Raw genomic sequence first — 13594 nt, 5'->3', positions numbered from 1 at the left:
CAGAATCGCCTCCGCCGTTAACGGGCCCGCTTGAAATTGGCGCGTCGGGGACCAATCTCCGGCGCGTATTTATTTGCAGAGAGAAACGATGAAGATCCGCAACAGCCTCAAGTCGCTCAAGAGCCGTCACCGCGATTGCCGCGTGATCCGTCGTCGCGGCCGCACTTACGTCATCAACAAGACCAACCGTCGCTTCAAGGCCCGCCAGGGCTAAGCTTCGGCTGCGCGGGAATTCATCCCGCGACTTGCACCGACCGGCCCGGCTCCGAAGGGAGTGCGGGCCGTTCGCATTTGGGGAACCAGCTTTATGAACGGACAGCCGGTCGACGCCGTCGTCTTCGACGTCGGGCGCGTGCTCTATCGATGGGACATGCGCCTGCTGTTCGAGAAGATGACCAGCGATGCCGCACGGCTTGAGAAGATACTCAGCGAGGTCGTTACCGAGGAATGGCATTATCTCCACGATTCCGGACAGCCCCTGACAAAGCTGGTTCTTGATCGGATTGCCCGGTTTCCGGATTTCTCTGCGGAAATCCACGCCTATGCGACAAGGTTCAACGAGACCATTCCGGGGCCTGTCGAAGGCAGCCATGAACTGGTCGAACGGCTGGACACACGCGGCGTGCCCCTGTTCGCCATCACCAATTTCGCCGATGCCTTCTGGGCCGGTTTTCGCCCGCAGCACGCAATTTTCGATCGCTTTCGCGAGATCGTGGTGTCCGGGGTCGAGCGGATCGCGAAGCCCGACCCGGCAATCTTTGCGCTGTCGGCGGACCGTTTCGGCTACGCGCCGGAAGCGATGCTCTTCATCGACGACAATCCTGACAATATCGCTGCCGCCAGGGATTGCGGCTGGCAGGTGCATCACTTCACCGATGCGGAATTGCTCGAATCCGATCTGAAGGCACGCGGGCTCATCTGACGAAAAAGCCCCGGCGGTTAACGCCGGGGCTTGAAGGTCCACCCTGATGGAGAGGGGGTGGGGAGGGATCGTGACGGTTCAGCCGTTGCACTTCGCCAGCTTGTCGGCTTCGAGCGCTTCGCCCTTGGCGGTGAAGGCGACCACATCGCCGGTATCGCGCTGAAGTTCGCGGCATACGCGTAGCGGGCGCGAGGTGCCCTTGGGCGCGACGCAAGTCGTACCCTGGCAGGTCCAGGCGACGCCTCCGGCAATTACGGTGCGTTCCGTAGCAGGTTGCGAGAGTTCGGCAGTGTAGAAGGGGGCGCTGTCACGCGCTTCTGCTGCGCTCGGCGCGATCAGGGCGCCGAAACCTGCGGCAGTATAGAGAATGGCGGCGCCGAAAACGCCGAGCTTGGCGGAGGGAGAATTGGAGAGGGTCATGTCGAAACCTTTCGAAGAATGCATTTTTGACAACAGCAATTGCGAAAACAGCAACTAAGTTTCGATTTGCAACTGGTTGCGAATCACTACCTATGCTTATAGGTTTCGATATGCAACTCGTTTTTTCTAAATGTTTGGACTCAGCGGATTTTGCGCTAGACAGGTTGCAGGAAGAGGACTGATTTCTATGGGCGATATCCGCGAACCGTTGCGCGAACTTACCGAATGCGGCTTGCCGCAGGCGCTCGAAGTGATGGGCGAACGCTGGAGTTTCATGATCCTGCGCGCCAGCTTCAATGGCCTGCACCATTTCGAGGAATTCCTCAGCGAACTGGGTATCGCTCGCAATATCCTCTCGAACCGCCTCGCCAAGCTGGTCGAACACGGGATTCTCAAACGCGATCCCTGTCCCGACGATCGCCGCAAGATCGAGTACCGCCTGACCGAAAAGGGCTTCGATCTGCTTCCCGCCATGGTCTCGCTGCGCCAGTGGGGTCAGAAATACGGGGCCGAAGTTATCGAAAACCCCGTCCTCGTGGATGAACGTGACCGGCTTCCTATCGGGCCTACCTCCATCCTGAGCCATGACGGGCGTATCCTGGGGCCGCAGGACCTCCATCTGGTGGAACGCGCGAATCTCGGCATACGCGCCGACGGAACGAAGGCCTCGCAGGGTGCGGAACTGGATTGCGGATCGGTGGTCGATCTTGCCGCCAACCGCCGCAAGCGCGACGCAGCCTGAGCGACCAGCCCGAATACACTCCCGACCGGCGTTATATCATCGTGCGCGGAAGGCTCTGGCGCGCAAGCAATCCTGCACTTTCCGAAGGTGCCCGCGAATCGCTGGTAGCGGAATTGATGGACGCGCGCCGTGCCGTCGGCATCGCGAAACGTCAGGAAGACCCCGAAGCGGAGAAGGCAGCGCGCGTCCGTGTGCACGAAGCCAAGGTATCGCTCGGGGAGCGGGGCCCGGTCTGGTGGAACGACGGAGCCCCCGATTACAATCGCCACCTGGTCGAGAATACGCCCTACGCCTCGAACGGATAAGCCTGAGTCGCTGGCCCGCAAACACCATGCTCACGACCCCAAGCCCAATCCGGCGTCGTGACGTCAAACGCTGCTTTTCCAAGTGACGTCATCGTTAAAACCATCGCAACACCTTTCTGGCATACCCTGTCGGGAATCGGGGCACATGCCCGTTTGAGCCGGACAGAAACGTGATCGAAATCGAAGTTCAGAACGAGACTCACCAGACGCAATTTCGCATCAAGGCGATGGCCGTGCCGCGCATTGGCGAAGGCCTGCGCCTGAAGGAACCCGACGGGACCTGGGCGAGCTATGACGTGCTGGACGTATGGTATCAGCAGGCGGACTTCGGCGAGATCTGGGTACCCTACCTGCATGTGCGCACCACGCCTGGCGATGCCGCCACTATGGAAACGCCGACTGCGGGAGCGACGCAAATGCCCGACCAGGCAATGCCGATCGCCGATTTCCTCGCCAAGTTCGAAGGCGACCACGAACACGAGACGGTCAAGCTCAACCTCGATATGAGCGAAGAAAGCGTCCGCTGAAGATCAGGCGCGGGGCGGCTGTCTCCGGTAGCTGAGCGCCTCTGCCACATGTATGCGCCCCACCTTCTCGGCGCCAGCCAGATCGGCAATGGTCCGGGCAACCCGTAACATTCGGGTATAGCTGCGCGCCGACAAACGCATCGCGCTTGCTGCCTGCATCAGCAACTCGCGGCCCTTTTCGTCGGGACCGGCAATCTCTTCGAGCGCGTCGCCCTCCAGATCCGCATTGGTGCGCGCCCCGCTTTTCTCTGCACGTTCTGTCTGGATCGCGCGGGCCTTCGCCACGCGCGCGCCGACTTCCGCGCTCCCTTCGGCCGGTGGAGGCAACGCCAGATCCGCAGCGCTGACGGGATCGACTTCGACATGCAGATCGATACGGTCGAGCAGCGGGCCTGATACCTTGCTTTGGTAATCGGCGGCACACTTTGGTGCGCGGCTGCAGGCCAGCGCGGGATCGCCCAGATGGCCGCAGCGGCACGGATTCATGGCAGCGACAAGCTGGACGTTCGCCGGAAAGCTCACATGCGCATTGGCGCGCGCGACATCGACTTTGTTCGTCTCGAGCGGCTGGCGCAGTGAATCGAGCACGGCGCGCTGGAATTCCGGAAGCTCGTCCATGAACAGCACGCCGAGATGTGCGAGGCTGACTTCGCCCGGCTTGACCTTGAGCCCGCCGCCGGTCAGCGCGGCCATACTTGCCGAGTGATGCGGCGCGCGGAACGGGCGGGCGCGGCTGATCCGGCCTTCCTCGAGCAGGCCCGCCACCGATTGCACCATGCTGACCTCCAGCGCTTCCGGCGGTGAAAGCGGGGGGAGTATCCCCGGCAGGCAACTGGCGAGCAGTGACTTCCCTGCGCCGGGCGGACCGATCATCAGGAGGTTGTGACCACCGGCGGCCGCGATTTCGAGCGCGCGCTTGGCGGTTTCCTGTCCCTTCACCTGCTTGAGATCGGGCGCGCGGCCGGGCTCCTCGACGAGGCCGCGCTCGGGATCGGGCAGCAGGCTTGTGCCCTTGAGATGATTGAGCAGGCTGGCAAGGTCCGGCGCGGCGAGAATGGGCACGTCGCTCGCCCATTTGGCTTCCGAGCCCTGTGCAGCAGGACAGATGAGGCCCTTCTCTTCCTCGCTCGCATGGATGGCCGCAAGCAATACGCCGGGCGACGGGGCGACCCGCGCATCGAGCGCCAGTTCGCCGACCACGATCCAGTCCGCCAGCTGCTCCGCATCGGTGATGCCCATCGCGGCGAGCACCGCAAGCGCGACCGGGAGATCGTAATGCGAGCCTTCCTTGGGCAGGTCGGCGGGGGAGAGGTTGATGGTGATCCGCTTGGGCGGCAGGGCAAGGCCCATCGATGAAAGCGCAGCGCGGACGCGTTCCTTGCTTTCGCCGACCGCCTTGTCGGCAAGCCCGACAATGTTGAAATTGGGCAGGCCGGGCGCGAGCGAGCACTGCACTTCTACCGCCCGCGCTTCCAGCCCGAGATAGGCCACCGTCCGGACCAGTGCGACCACGCTAATACCCCCAAACCCCTGTCTGAATTTGACGCTCTGGCAAGAAGCGCAGATATTGTCGAGACTTGGCTTATCGCGGGCGCCGCGCCGCGGTTTGAGGCTTGACCTCGAAGGCACATTCTCTTAAACGCGCCCACCTGTGAGCGGTCGCCCGTTGCGGCGGCCCTTTTTTGTCGGAGCGATTCGCCCGGCAGCAACTATGGATTTTAAAGGACTTTCCGATGAAGCGGACTTTCCAGCCTTCGAACCTCGTGCGCGCCCGTCGCCACGGTTTCTTCGCCCGCAAGGCAACTCCGGGTGGCCGCAAGGTGCTCCGTGCGCGTCGCAACCGCGGCCGCAAGAACCTCTGCGCTTGATCGACTGATTGGCCGCGCCACGGTGCGGCTTCAATCGCGATAGTCAAACGGGCTCCCATCGGGGGCCCGTTTTGCGTATCTGCAATCGATGCACCCGAGCCTCTCCGTCATCCGCAAGCGCAGCGATTTTGTCGCAGCCAATGGCGGGCTGCGCAATGCCAAGCCAGAGTTCGTGCTGCTGACGCGGCCCAACGAAGGCAAAGGCAAGCGGTACGGCATCACCGTAACCAAGAAGATCGGCAACGCGGTCGTGCGCAACCGCATGAAACGGCGCTTTCGTGAATTGCTCTGGGCGGCCTTGCCCGAAGCCGGCCTGCCCGATCACGATCACATCCTCATCGGCCGTGAAGGCGGGGTGGAGCGTGATTTCGCCAGTCTGGAAGGCGAACTCCATGTCGCGCTCGCCCGGGCCGCAAGCGGAGAAGGCGACCGCGCTCGGCGGCCCCGCCACCAACGGTCGCGGCGCGCGTGAAGTACCTTTTCATCTGGATCGCCCGCGGCTGGCAGCTAGGCCCCAGCCGCATCCTGCCGCCCACTTGCCGCTTCACCCCGTCGTGCAGCCAATACGCCATCGAGGCCCTGCAAAAGCATGGGGCAATCAAGGGTGGATGGTTGGCCTTCAAGCGGCTATTGCGCTGCCAACCCTGGGGGGGCTGCGGCCACGATCCAGTGCCCTGAGTGCATTACGCGGGGCGCTGTCTTGACGTAGCAATACACCCGGCCCATCTGACCGAATACAACTACCAACGGGATCGACCTTGGAAAACTCTCGCAATTTCGTGCTCGTCCTGACCCTGTCGCTTGCCGTCCTGATCGGCTGGCAGTGGGCCATGGACTATTTCTATCCGCAGCCAGAAGAAGTCCCGGTCACCGCGGAACAGGTCGATACGCCAGCCGAACAGGCTGCCGTCGCGGCAAGCGGTGAAATCGGCGGCGGGGCGATGCCAGCGGTCGATCTTGCCACTTCGCTGGGCTCGGCGCAGCGCGTGCCTATCGATTCGCCCAAGATCGCAGGGTCGATCAATCTGCAGGGCGCCTTCCTCGACGATGTGGTGCTCAAGGATTATGCCGCCACTCCGGATGCCGACAGCGAACCGGTCCGCATTTTCGCGCCCCGCGGTACGGCGATCCAGCAGTATTCGCAGTTCGGTTATCTGCTCAACGGGCAGAAGATTTCCGACGATGCCGTGTGGCAGGCCGATGGCGGAACCCTCAGCCCGGGAAATCCGGTCACGCTCACCCATGATGCGGGCGATGGCGTAACGATCGAGCTTACCTACTCGATCGACGAAAATTACATGGTCAGCGTCGAGCAGGCGATCTCCAACGGCAGCGCAGCGCCGGTGGTGGCGCAGCCTTACGGGCTGGTCGGACGCACCAGCACGACGGCGAGCGACGATTTCTTCATCGCCCACTCCGGCCCCATCGGCTCCTTCGGCCAGAGCGTCGATTACGACTATGATTACGACGATGTCGAGGAATCCGGCAAGGTAAGCCCGGCCGGCGCTCCCGATTGGATCGGCTTCACCGACATCTACTGGCTGGCCGCGCTGGTGCCGCAGCAGGGCGCAGCGCCCGACGCGACCTTCCGCTCGCTCGGGGCCGATGCCTATCGCGCCGACATGATCTACGATCCGGTGACCGTCCCGGCGGGCCGCAAGTACACCGCGACCTCGCGCCTCTTTGCCGGGGCAAAGGACAGCGAAATCCTCGACTCCTATCAGGATGCCGGGATTCCGCAGTTCGGTCTCGCCATCGACTGGGGCTGGTTCCGCTGGTTCGAGAAGCCGTTCCTCTGGCTGCTCAAGAACATTTTCGAAATCGTCGGCAATTTCGGCGTCGCGATCATCATCCTGACGATTATCGTGCGCGGGCTGATGTTCCCCATTGCGCAGAAGCAGTTCGGCTCCATGGCGGCGATGAAGGCCATCCAGCCGAAGATGAAGGCGCTGCAGGACAAGCACAAGGACGACAAGCTGAAGCAGCAGCAGGAAATGCAGAAGCTGTTCAAGGAAGAGCAGGTCAATCCGCTCGCCGGCTGCCTCCCGCTGATCCTGCAGATCCCGATCTTTTTCGCACTCTACAAGGTGCTCTATCTCGCGATCGAGATGCGTCACCAGAACTTCCTCTGGATCGAGGATCTGTCCGCGCCCGATCCGGCGACGATCCTCAACCTGTTCGGCCTGCTGCCGTTCACGCCGCCCAGCTTCCTTGCCATCGGCATCCTCGCCGTTCTGCTCGGCGTGACCATGTGGCTGACGTTCAAGCTGAACCCCAGCGCGATGGACCCGATCCAGCAGCAGGTCTTCTCGATCATGCCCTGGGTGCTGATGTTCATCATGGCGCCGTTCGCCGCAGGCCTGCTGCTCTACTGGGTAACCTCGAACATCCTGACGCTGGCGCAGCAGAAATACCTCTATTCGAAGCATCCGCAATTGAAGGCGGCTGCGGAGAGGGAGAAGGCCGAGAAGGCCGCTGCCGCTGCCGAGGCCGACGGGTCATGACCGACGAAGAAGCCGCCGAACAGGCCCGGCTGGAACGGCGCGCGACCAAGCTGTTCTCGGGCCGGGTGGAGTTCCTTCTCTCGGCCCCGCAGCTCAAGTTCCTGCCCGAACCGACAGTGCCGGAAATCGCCTTTGCCGGACGTTCCAATGTCGGCAAGAGCTCGCTGCTCAACGCGCTCACCGGGCGCAAGAAGATCGCCCGCGCGTCGGTGACCCCCGGACGCACGCAGGAACTCAACTTCTTCGAAGTGGGGGAGCCCACGCAGTTCCGCCTCGTCGACATGCCCGGCTACGGCTTTGCCAAGGCGCCGGTGAAAGTGGTCGAGAAGTGGAAGGCCCTCGTGAAGACCTACCTGCGCGGACGGCAGGTGCTGGTCCGCAATCTCGTGCTGGTGGATAGCCGCCACGGGCTGAAGGACGTCGACCGCGAGATGATGAAGATGCTCGACGAGGCCGCGGTCGGCTACCGCGTGGTCCTGACCAAGGCGGACAAGATCAAGGCCAGCGAACTCGAAAAGACCGTTGCCGCGGTCGAAGCCGAGACGAAGAAGCACGTCGCCGCCTATCCGCAGATCCACGTGACCAGCGCGGAGAAGGGCATGGGAATCGCGGAACTAAGGGCTGCGGTGCTGAAGGACGCTGGGGTCTAGCGAACGTCGGCTTTCGGACGGCTTTAGGGAGGTAACCACGGCGGTTGCTCAGAACCTTCGCATTAAGCCGAAGCGCGTTTGGAAATAACTATAGTCGCTCCCTGATATTGCGCTGTCGCCAGGTTGGTTTGTATAGGTCAGGTCTGCGTGCAACTGCCAGTTCTCGTCATTCTTCGGACTTCTGACTCGTAAGTTCAGAAAATCAGATCGCTTCCAATCGGAAGTGGCATCTCGCTGCGCTCCTACGCCAACAACCCCCACGAGTTCCCACCGCTCAACAAAGCGACGCATTTGAATCACGGGGAGCGCTTGAACGTAATAGCGCGGTGAATAGTAGTCGAACTCGTTCGGATCGCTTGAATGAAAGTAGCGTGTACGCAGCTGGGCGCTCAGGCCAAGCTGCTCGTCCACCACGTGGACAAAATTAGCCCTCGCGTGAAGCCGGACGTTGTCGCCGGTAAACTCTTGAACTCCGCCGAGGACCGTGAAGACGTTGCTGTCGTCGGCGGGGATGTCGAGCGCAGCGCCTGCGAAGGTGGAATAGATGCCTTCATCGAGGCCACGCGGCGTTGCGACGATATCGCGTTCGACAAAAGCTTCCTTTCGCCATGGCGAATTATCGTGAACCGATGCGGATCCGATGATTGTATCGCCGTCGGTGCCGACAAGCGCAGACCAGTTCCAGTCCCCAGAAATGTCCGCTGCCCTCAGAAAGACCCTTTCGCGCTCACGCGTGCCGGTAGCCGAGGGATCATACCATGCCTTTTCCACCCGAATGCCGTAGCGGCGGTCTTCGCCGCGATTGGAGATATCCAGGTCGATCGCGGCGCGGACGATTTCGGTATCGTCGCTGTCCGAGGAGTAGAATACCTCGGCTCCGGCGGCCGCCGATGAGTCGAGTTCCTGCGCTGCGACCGGAGTGGCCAAGGTCGTGAGCGCGAGGAGCGTAACCGCTCCATTGAGGGCGGGCTTCAATTCCATTGCTTCTTGCCTCCGAAGAGTTCGGCGAAATAACCCCAGACCGAAACCGGTTGCATCAGCAAAGGATAGATGAAGGCGTAGAGAAGGAAGCCTGAGAGGCTTTTCTCCATCTTTACGCCCATGCGTTTCAGCATGCGGGTCTGGATACGATAGATGACGAGGTTCCACAGCGCCGCCAGCGGCAGCACCAGCAGGGTGATGGGTCCGGCCAGCCAGAATATCCCCAGGAAGGCGAGGACCAGGCCGGGGAGGAACGCGAAGGTGAAAGTCAGGTCGATACTGACGAAGAGCAGGTTCCACCAGATGAACATTGTGCGCATCTTGCGCATCGAGAGCAGCGGCTTGTGTATCGCGAGCGCCTCGATCATTCCGCGCGCCCAGCGCTTGCGTTGTTTGGCAAGGCCCGTGAAGGTCTCTGGCGCATGGGTCCATGCAATCGCATCTTCGGCGTGACGGACGATCAGCCCCTGACGCAGGAGCGACCAGGTGAGCACAATGTCTTCGCCGACCGTATCGGGCCACCCACCCGCGTCAATCACCGCCTGCTTGCGATAGATCGAAAAGGCACCTTGGGCGACCAGTGTGCCGTAATACATGCCCTGCATGCGTTTGACCGCAGCGATGCCGTGGAAATAATCCCACTGCTGCACGCGCGTGATCCAGCTTTCATCGTGGTTGGCAACGAGGACAGCCCCCGCAATTGCCACCGTTTCAGGAGGACTGGCTACGAGGTGCTCCACCAGGCTGGTGATGCACCCTTTTTCCAGGCGGGTATCAGCGTCGATGGTGATGATTAGCTCGTGGCTTGCCAGTTCGAGCCCATGATTAAGGACACGCGCTTTCCCCCGATTGTGTTCTTCGCGCACGAGCTTGAGCTCCATGTTGGGGAGCGCAGAAAACAGCGCCTGGCAATCACGAGTGCGGGCCGCGGTGCCATCTCTGGAGCCATCGTCCAACACGAGGATTTCGAGCTTTCCGGGATATTCGAGAGCGGCGATGCTTCGCAATGTCTCACCGATCAGCTTCTCTTCCTGATACGCGGCTATCAGGATTGTGATCGACGGCCATTGCGCAGGCGTTTCACGCCGGGAGCTGGGTCTTAGAACCAGACTGATCAGGAGAAACGCGTTCATGAAGCCGGGAACGTAGGCGATGAATGTCAGCACGAAGAGCGCGATCAGCGGATGGGCAAGGTTTCCCAAGTCGGTCAGCCATGGAAGCGACATCCAGATGCTGAACAGAACCCAAGCAAGACCGAATGCGAGCGCCATGAGATAACGGAGCCGTACTTTGCGTTCGCGTTTGCGCCAGTACTCGGCGCTCCGCGAGGAAGCGGGGTCACCGATAGATTGCGTATACGTCAATTGCTGCGACCCCTGCTTGATGCATTTCCCCGTTATTCCACTGCACGCGAAGACTTGAACCTGCGCCCGTGGGGGCGGTTCCAATTTATTTTTCCGAAAGTTAACAGCGGGGTAACCCTACTGCGAAACTCCATTTGAAGCTCGGTCTGCAATCTTCTGCTCACGAAGCAGGAGCAAAGTCATGCAGGAAGCCATATTAGACAGGGTCGTTGACGGCTTGCTCGTTATCGGCATCTTCGCCGGAAAGGCCGCCCTCGCTTTCGTGGGTTTCTGAAGCCTGTACCTCTGATGCACTTACAATCGATTGGCCGTGGCCCCCGATCGCATCAACGACCAGTTTGAGATCAGGTGGGCCGGCAATACCCTCGCTGCTGGTGGCCTGTTCCAGCACGGTCCAGGCACCTCCGACTACGGACAGCGCCCCGAGTGAAGCTACTGCCGCTAATCCGAAGACACTGAATGGACGGGAATTAGAATATTCGTAAGGCGCATGAGGCTTTGCTTCTGGCGACTTGCCAGAATGATTGAATGACATTGAAAGTCCCTTTACGACCCGCGACGAGTTTCATCGTCCTCTGAATTGCTTATCCAGCTAACGCATAAAGTCGTAATTTCTATCCCGCGATGGCCCGCTAATAGGTAACTGTCCTATTGTGACACATCTGTTCTGATCCCAAACGCACTCATCGTATAGCTGTGATCGTTACAACTTAGGGAGCGAACGGACGAGCGTTGTAAGCGGAACGTCGCCTTTCCTGTGTGCGCGCTTAACCTCAGCCTAACGCGCAAAGAGCTTCGCATCGTCAGCGAACGCCTTCATTTCCAGCGCATTGCCGCTGGGGTCGCGGAAGAACATCGTCGCCTGTTCGCCGGGCTGGCCCTTGAAGCGGATCGTGGGTTCGATGGCGAACTCCGTGCCTGCCGCCACCAGCCGCTCGGCCAGCGCCTGCCAGTCCTCCATCGTCAGAACCACGCCGAAATGGGGGACGGGGATATCGTGCCCGTCGACCGGATTGCTGGCGCGGTCGCCGCTTTCGCCGCCCGTATGCGCAACGATCTGGTTGCCGTAGAAATCGAAATCGATCCATTCGTCCGACGAGCGTCCTTCCGCGCAGCCCAGCAGGCCGCCATAGAAGCTGCGGGCTTCCGCAAGGTCGCGAACGGGGAAGGCGAGATGGAAGGGGCGCAGGGTCATGCCGCCGTTCTATGCCAGCGCTTTCCATTTTCCTACAGTATCTTGCGCCCGGCCGCCCTGTCACCATTCAGCGTCGACAGCGCGGGGATGAACCACTAGGGCGCAAGGCGGACGGGAAAGGTGGAGCCTGCATGAAGATCATCATCGGCAACAAGAACTATTCGAGCTGGAGCCTGCGCGGCTGGCTGGCGGCCAAGCAATCCGGCCTGTCCTTCGAGGAAATCGTCGTTCCGCTCTATGGCGAGAACTGGGAGGCTTCCAAGCAGGATGGCGAAATCCGCCCCTCCTCGGGCAAGGTCCCCCTGCTGTGGGACGGGGAAACCGTGGTGTGGGACAGCCTCGCCATGATGGAATATCTCGCCGACAAGGTGGGCCGCGACAGGTTCTGGCCCAAGGACGATACGGCGCGGGGCATGGCCCGATCGATGGTCGCCGAAATGCACAGTTCCTTCCAGGCGCTGCGCAGCGAATGCCCGATGAACGTGCGCAAGCGCTTCGAGGGATTCGAGCCGAGCGAAACCTGCCGTGCGGACATCCTGCGCATCCTCACCCTCTGGGCGGAGGCGCGCAGCCGGTTCGGCAATGGCGGCCCCTATCTTTTCGGCACTTTCGGCGCGGCGGACATCTTCTTTGCCCCGGTAGTGTCACGTTTTATCAGCTATGAGGTCGCCGTTCCCGGCTTCGCCGCAGCCTATATGCAGGCGATGTGGGAGCACGAATGGATGCAGGCCTGGATCGAGGCATCGGAAAACGAAGAATGGGTCATAGAGCAATACGAAACCGTTTCCTGATCGCATTTGCGGCGCTGCTGGCGCTGCTACCGGCGCAGGCGCAGGCCTGGGGCTTCTATGCCCACCGCACCACGGCGGCGATCGCGATGGAGAACGTGCGTCCCGAAACGCGCGCTGGGATCGCGCGCCTGCTGAGGGCCGCGCCCGAACTGGGCGTGGAGGGATGCGATCTTGCCAGCCTCGAGGATGCCAGCACCTGGCCCGATTGCCTGCGCAAGGATTACTGGCGCTGGGGCTATACCTTCGCCTGGCACTATCGCACTGCGCCCGTGTGCGAGGCTTACGAGCCGCGCGCAAACTGCTCGGGCCAGAACTGCATCCTCGCGCAGATCGAACGCAACCAGCTGATCCTTTCCGATGAGAGCCTGCCCGCCAATGTCCGGCTGGAAGCGCTCGCCTTCCTCGTCCACTTCATCGGCGATGTGCACATGCCGCTCCATTCGGGCGACCATGACGACCGCGGCGGCAACGATATCGACACTGCCTATGGCATCGCACCGGGGCTGAACCTCCACTGGATCTGGGACGGACCGCTGGCAGAACGGGCGATCACCTCGTCGCCCGTACCGCTGGTGCGCCGTTACACCGCCGCCGAGCGCGCCGAGCTGGGCGGGGGCACCTCTGCCGACTGGGGCCGCGAGAGCTGGGAGACGAGCCGCGACTTCGTCTATCCCAACGCCTTCGACCGGCCAGCCTGTGAGGGCGAAGACCTGCCGGACGAGACCGCACTGACGCAAGAAGACATCGAGCGCGCGATCCCCATTTCGCAAAAGCGCGTCACGCAGGCGGGCATTCGCATGGCGGAATATCTCGATGCCGCATTCGCTCCCGGCGCTTTGCCCGAGCCCGAACGGGACTAGGGCACACGCTTGGTGGGGTAGGGCGTGCCGTCCTTCCGGAAATAGCCCTCCGGCGTGAAGACCATGTCGATATCGGGATATTCGCCGCGGTCTTCGTCGCGGTCACCTCCGCTGATGGCGATGAAAACGCAGGGCTTGTCGGAGCGGTTGTGGAGCCGGTGGCCGTCCTTTCGGCCTGCGGGCCAGGCGAGGATGTCGCCCGGATGGACGGGGACCTCCCCGTCGTCCTCGATCAGGATGGCTTCACCCTGCAGCATGACGACGAGTTCGTCCTGTCCCTCGTGCCAATGCCGCTGCGAGGAATAGGCGCCGGGTTCGAGCACGACATGGCTTGCGCCAAGCTTCGTCAGCTCCGCAGCAGGGGCAAGGCGGCGATACCAGCGGCCCTCGACGTCCTCGTCATAGGGCGGGGGGTAGCCGGTCGCATTGGTCCGGGGGATGGCATCGAGATCGAGCTTGGGCATC

The 13594-nt window shown here is 61.7% G+C and carries 19 protein-coding genes; 12 read left to right on the top strand and 7 right to left on the bottom strand.

The annotated features are described in order from the left end of the window. The first annotated feature begins 88 nt into the window (after window positions 1–88). Together ykgO and GRI69_RS10825 are read left to right on the top strand one after the other, a co-directional pair. Complete coding sequence (gene ykgO, locus GRI69_RS10830) at window positions 89–214, top strand: type B 50S ribosomal protein L36 (RefSeq protein WP_006833921.1); 126 nt, start codon at window positions 89–91, stop codon at window positions 212–214. Window positions 215–307: 93 nt separating this feature from the next. After that, entirely contained in the window at window positions 308–922 is a 615-nt protein-coding gene (locus GRI69_RS10825; protein WP_160728295.1) for an HAD family hydrolase, read from the top strand. A 78-nt stretch (window positions 923–1000) separates the two neighbouring features. Here the strand turns inward: GRI69_RS10825 and GRI69_RS10820 are convergent, their stop codons facing one another. Further along, entirely contained in the window at window positions 1001–1342 is a 342-nt protein-coding gene (locus GRI69_RS10820) for a DUF8200 family protein (protein WP_160728421.1), read from the bottom strand. Between the two features lie 187 nt (window positions 1343–1529). Between GRI69_RS10820 and GRI69_RS10815 the strand changes: the two genes are divergently transcribed. The 3 genes from GRI69_RS10815 (at window position 1530) to GRI69_RS15770 (ending at window position 2916) form a co-directional block, all read left to right on the top strand. Next, a complete protein-coding gene (locus GRI69_RS10815) occupies window positions 1530–2084 on the top strand; it encodes a winged helix-turn-helix transcriptional regulator (RefSeq protein WP_160728294.1) in 555 nt (184 codons plus the stop codon). Between the two features lie 41 nt (window positions 2085–2125). Further along, window positions 2126–2389 carry a hypothetical protein gene (locus tag GRI69_RS10810; protein ID WP_337191065.1) on the top strand — a complete coding sequence of 88 codons (264 nt, stop codon included), beginning with the start codon at window positions 2126–2128 and terminating at the stop codon, window positions 2387–2389. Between the two features lie 170 nt (window positions 2390–2559). Then, window positions 2560–2916 carry a hypothetical protein gene (locus GRI69_RS15770; protein WP_202391997.1) on the top strand — a complete coding sequence of 119 codons (357 nt, stop codon included), beginning with the start codon at window positions 2560–2562 and terminating at the stop codon, window positions 2914–2916. Window positions 2917–2919: 3 nt separating this feature from the next. Here the strand turns inward: GRI69_RS15770 and GRI69_RS10800 are convergent, their stop codons facing one another. Continuing rightward, on the bottom strand, window positions 2920–4428 hold the full coding sequence (locus tag GRI69_RS10800) for a YifB family Mg chelatase-like AAA ATPase (RefSeq protein WP_160728293.1): 1509 nt from the start codon (window positions 4426–4428) through the stop codon (window positions 2920–2922). 221 nt (window positions 4429–4649) lie between these two features. Between GRI69_RS10800 and rpmH the strand changes: the two genes are divergently transcribed. The 5 genes from rpmH (at window position 4650) to yihA (ending at window position 7938) form a co-directional block, all read left to right on the top strand. Next, complete coding sequence (rpmH, locus tag GRI69_RS10795; RefSeq protein WP_090478272.1) at window positions 4650–4784, top strand: 50S ribosomal protein L34; 135 nt, start codon at window positions 4650–4652, stop codon at window positions 4782–4784. Between the two features lie 88 nt (window positions 4785–4872). Continuing rightward, window positions 4873–5256, top strand: a complete 384-nt coding sequence (rnpA, locus tag GRI69_RS10790; RefSeq protein ID WP_160728292.1) for a ribonuclease P protein component — start codon at window positions 4873–4875, stop codon at window positions 5254–5256. Continuing rightward, entirely contained in the window at window positions 5253–5462 is a 210-nt protein-coding gene (gene yidD, locus GRI69_RS10785) for a membrane protein insertion efficiency factor YidD (RefSeq protein WP_160728291.1), read from the top strand. The genes rnpA and yidD overlap by 4 nt, the downstream gene beginning before the upstream one ends. Window positions 5463–5542: 80 nt before the next feature. After that, window positions 5543–7288: a membrane protein insertase YidC gene (gene yidC, locus GRI69_RS10780; protein ID WP_160728290.1), complete on the top strand. Its 1746-nt coding sequence runs from the start codon at window positions 5543–5545 to the stop codon at window positions 7286–7288. After that, window positions 7285–7938: a ribosome biogenesis GTP-binding protein YihA/YsxC gene (yihA, locus tag GRI69_RS10775; RefSeq protein ID WP_160728289.1), complete on the top strand. Its 654-nt coding sequence runs from the start codon at window positions 7285–7287 to the stop codon at window positions 7936–7938. Before yidC ends, yihA begins: the two co-directional genes overlap by 4 nt. A gap of 48 nt (window positions 7939–7986) precedes the next feature. On the opposite strand, the gene GRI69_RS10770 is transcribed toward yihA, so the two are convergent. From GRI69_RS10770 to GRI69_RS10755, 4 genes are all read right to left on the bottom strand, one after another. Further along, window positions 7987–8919: a hypothetical protein gene (locus tag GRI69_RS10770; protein ID WP_160728288.1), complete on the bottom strand. Its 933-nt coding sequence runs from the start codon at window positions 8917–8919 to the stop codon at window positions 7987–7989. Then, window positions 8910–10190, bottom strand: coding sequence for a glycosyltransferase family 2 protein (locus GRI69_RS10765; RefSeq protein ID WP_160728287.1), 1281 nt, complete (start codon window positions 10188–10190; stop codon window positions 8910–8912). Before GRI69_RS10765 ends, GRI69_RS10770 begins: the two co-directional genes overlap by 10 nt. 289 nt (window positions 10191–10479) lie before the next feature. Continuing rightward, window positions 10480–10818, bottom strand: coding sequence for a hypothetical protein (locus tag GRI69_RS10760; protein ID WP_160728286.1), 339 nt, complete (start codon window positions 10816–10818; stop codon window positions 10480–10482). Window positions 10819–11061: 243 nt separating this feature from the next. Further along, window positions 11062–11478: a VOC family protein gene (locus GRI69_RS10755; RefSeq protein ID WP_160728285.1), complete on the bottom strand. Its 417-nt coding sequence runs from the start codon at window positions 11476–11478 to the stop codon at window positions 11062–11064. A gap of 131 nt (window positions 11479–11609) precedes the next feature. Between GRI69_RS10755 and GRI69_RS10750 the strand changes: the two genes are divergently transcribed. Beyond that, on the top strand, window positions 11610–12269 hold the full coding sequence (locus GRI69_RS10750; RefSeq protein WP_160728284.1) for a glutathione S-transferase family protein: 660 nt from the start codon (window positions 11610–11612) through the stop codon (window positions 12267–12269). Beyond that, a complete protein-coding gene (locus GRI69_RS10745; protein ID WP_160728283.1) occupies window positions 12236–13129 on the top strand; it encodes a S1/P1 nuclease in 894 nt (297 codons plus the stop codon). The genes GRI69_RS10750 and GRI69_RS10745 overlap by 34 nt, the downstream gene beginning before the upstream one ends. Here the strand turns inward: GRI69_RS10745 and GRI69_RS10740 are convergent. After that, on the bottom strand, window positions 13126–13593 hold the full coding sequence (locus tag GRI69_RS10740) for a cupin domain-containing protein (RefSeq protein WP_160728282.1): 468 nt from the start codon (window positions 13591–13593) through the stop codon (window positions 13126–13128). The two genes, GRI69_RS10745 and GRI69_RS10740, sit on opposite strands and share 4 nt — an antisense overlap. Between the last annotated feature and the right edge of the window lies 1 nt (window position 13594).

It is taken from the genome of Qipengyuania vulgaris, from assembly GCF_009827325.1.
Lineage (GTDB): Bacteria > Pseudomonadota > Alphaproteobacteria > Sphingomonadales > Sphingomonadaceae > Qipengyuania > Qipengyuania vulgaris.
This window is presented reverse-complemented; position numbering and strand designations above follow the sequence as displayed.

Bases quoted from the DNA above. Each gene is read 5' to 3' on its own strand.
- ykgO (WP_006833921.1), top strand. From the start codon at position 89: ATGAAGATCCGCAACAGCCTCAAGTCGCTCAAGAGCCGTCACCGCGAT.
- GRI69_RS10825 (WP_160728295.1), top strand. From the start codon at position 308: ATGAACGGACAGCCGGTCGACGCCGTCGTCTTCGACGTCGGGCGCGTG.
- GRI69_RS10820 (WP_160728421.1), bottom strand. From the start codon at position 1,342: ATGACCCTCTCCAATTCTCCCTCCGCCAAGCTCGGCGTTTTCGGCGCC.
- GRI69_RS10815 (WP_160728294.1), top strand. From the start codon at position 1,530: ATGGGCGATATCCGCGAACCGTTGCGCGAACTTACCGAATGCGGCTTG.
- rpmH (WP_090478272.1), top strand. From the start codon at position 4,650: ATGAAGCGGACTTTCCAGCCTTCGAACCTCGTGCGCGCCCGTCGCCAC.
- rnpA (WP_160728292.1), top strand. From the start codon at position 4,873: ATGCACCCGAGCCTCTCCGTCATCCGCAAGCGCAGCGATTTTGTCGCA.
- yihA (WP_160728289.1), top strand. From the start codon at position 7,285: ATGACCGACGAAGAAGCCGCCGAACAGGCCCGGCTGGAACGGCGCGCG.
- GRI69_RS10770 (WP_160728288.1), bottom strand. From the start codon at position 8,919: ATGGAATTGAAGCCCGCCCTCAATGGAGCGGTTACGCTCCTCGCGCTC.
- GRI69_RS10765 (WP_160728287.1), bottom strand. From the start codon at position 10,190: ATGGCGCTCGCATTCGGTCTTGCTTGGGTTCTGTTCAGCATCTGGATG.
- GRI69_RS10760 (WP_160728286.1), bottom strand. From the start codon at position 10,818: ATGTCATTCAATCATTCTGGCAAGTCGCCAGAAGCAAAGCCTCATGCG.
- GRI69_RS10755 (WP_160728285.1), bottom strand. From the start codon at position 11,478: ATGACCCTGCGCCCCTTCCATCTCGCCTTCCCCGTTCGCGACCTTGCG.
- GRI69_RS10750 (WP_160728284.1), top strand. From the start codon at position 11,610: ATGAAGATCATCATCGGCAACAAGAACTATTCGAGCTGGAGCCTGCGC.
- GRI69_RS10745 (WP_160728283.1), top strand. From the start codon at position 12,236: ATGGGTCATAGAGCAATACGAAACCGTTTCCTGATCGCATTTGCGGCG.
- GRI69_RS10740 (WP_160728282.1), bottom strand. From the start codon at position 13,593: ATGCCCAAGCTCGATCTCGATGCCATCCCCCGGACCAATGCGACCGGC.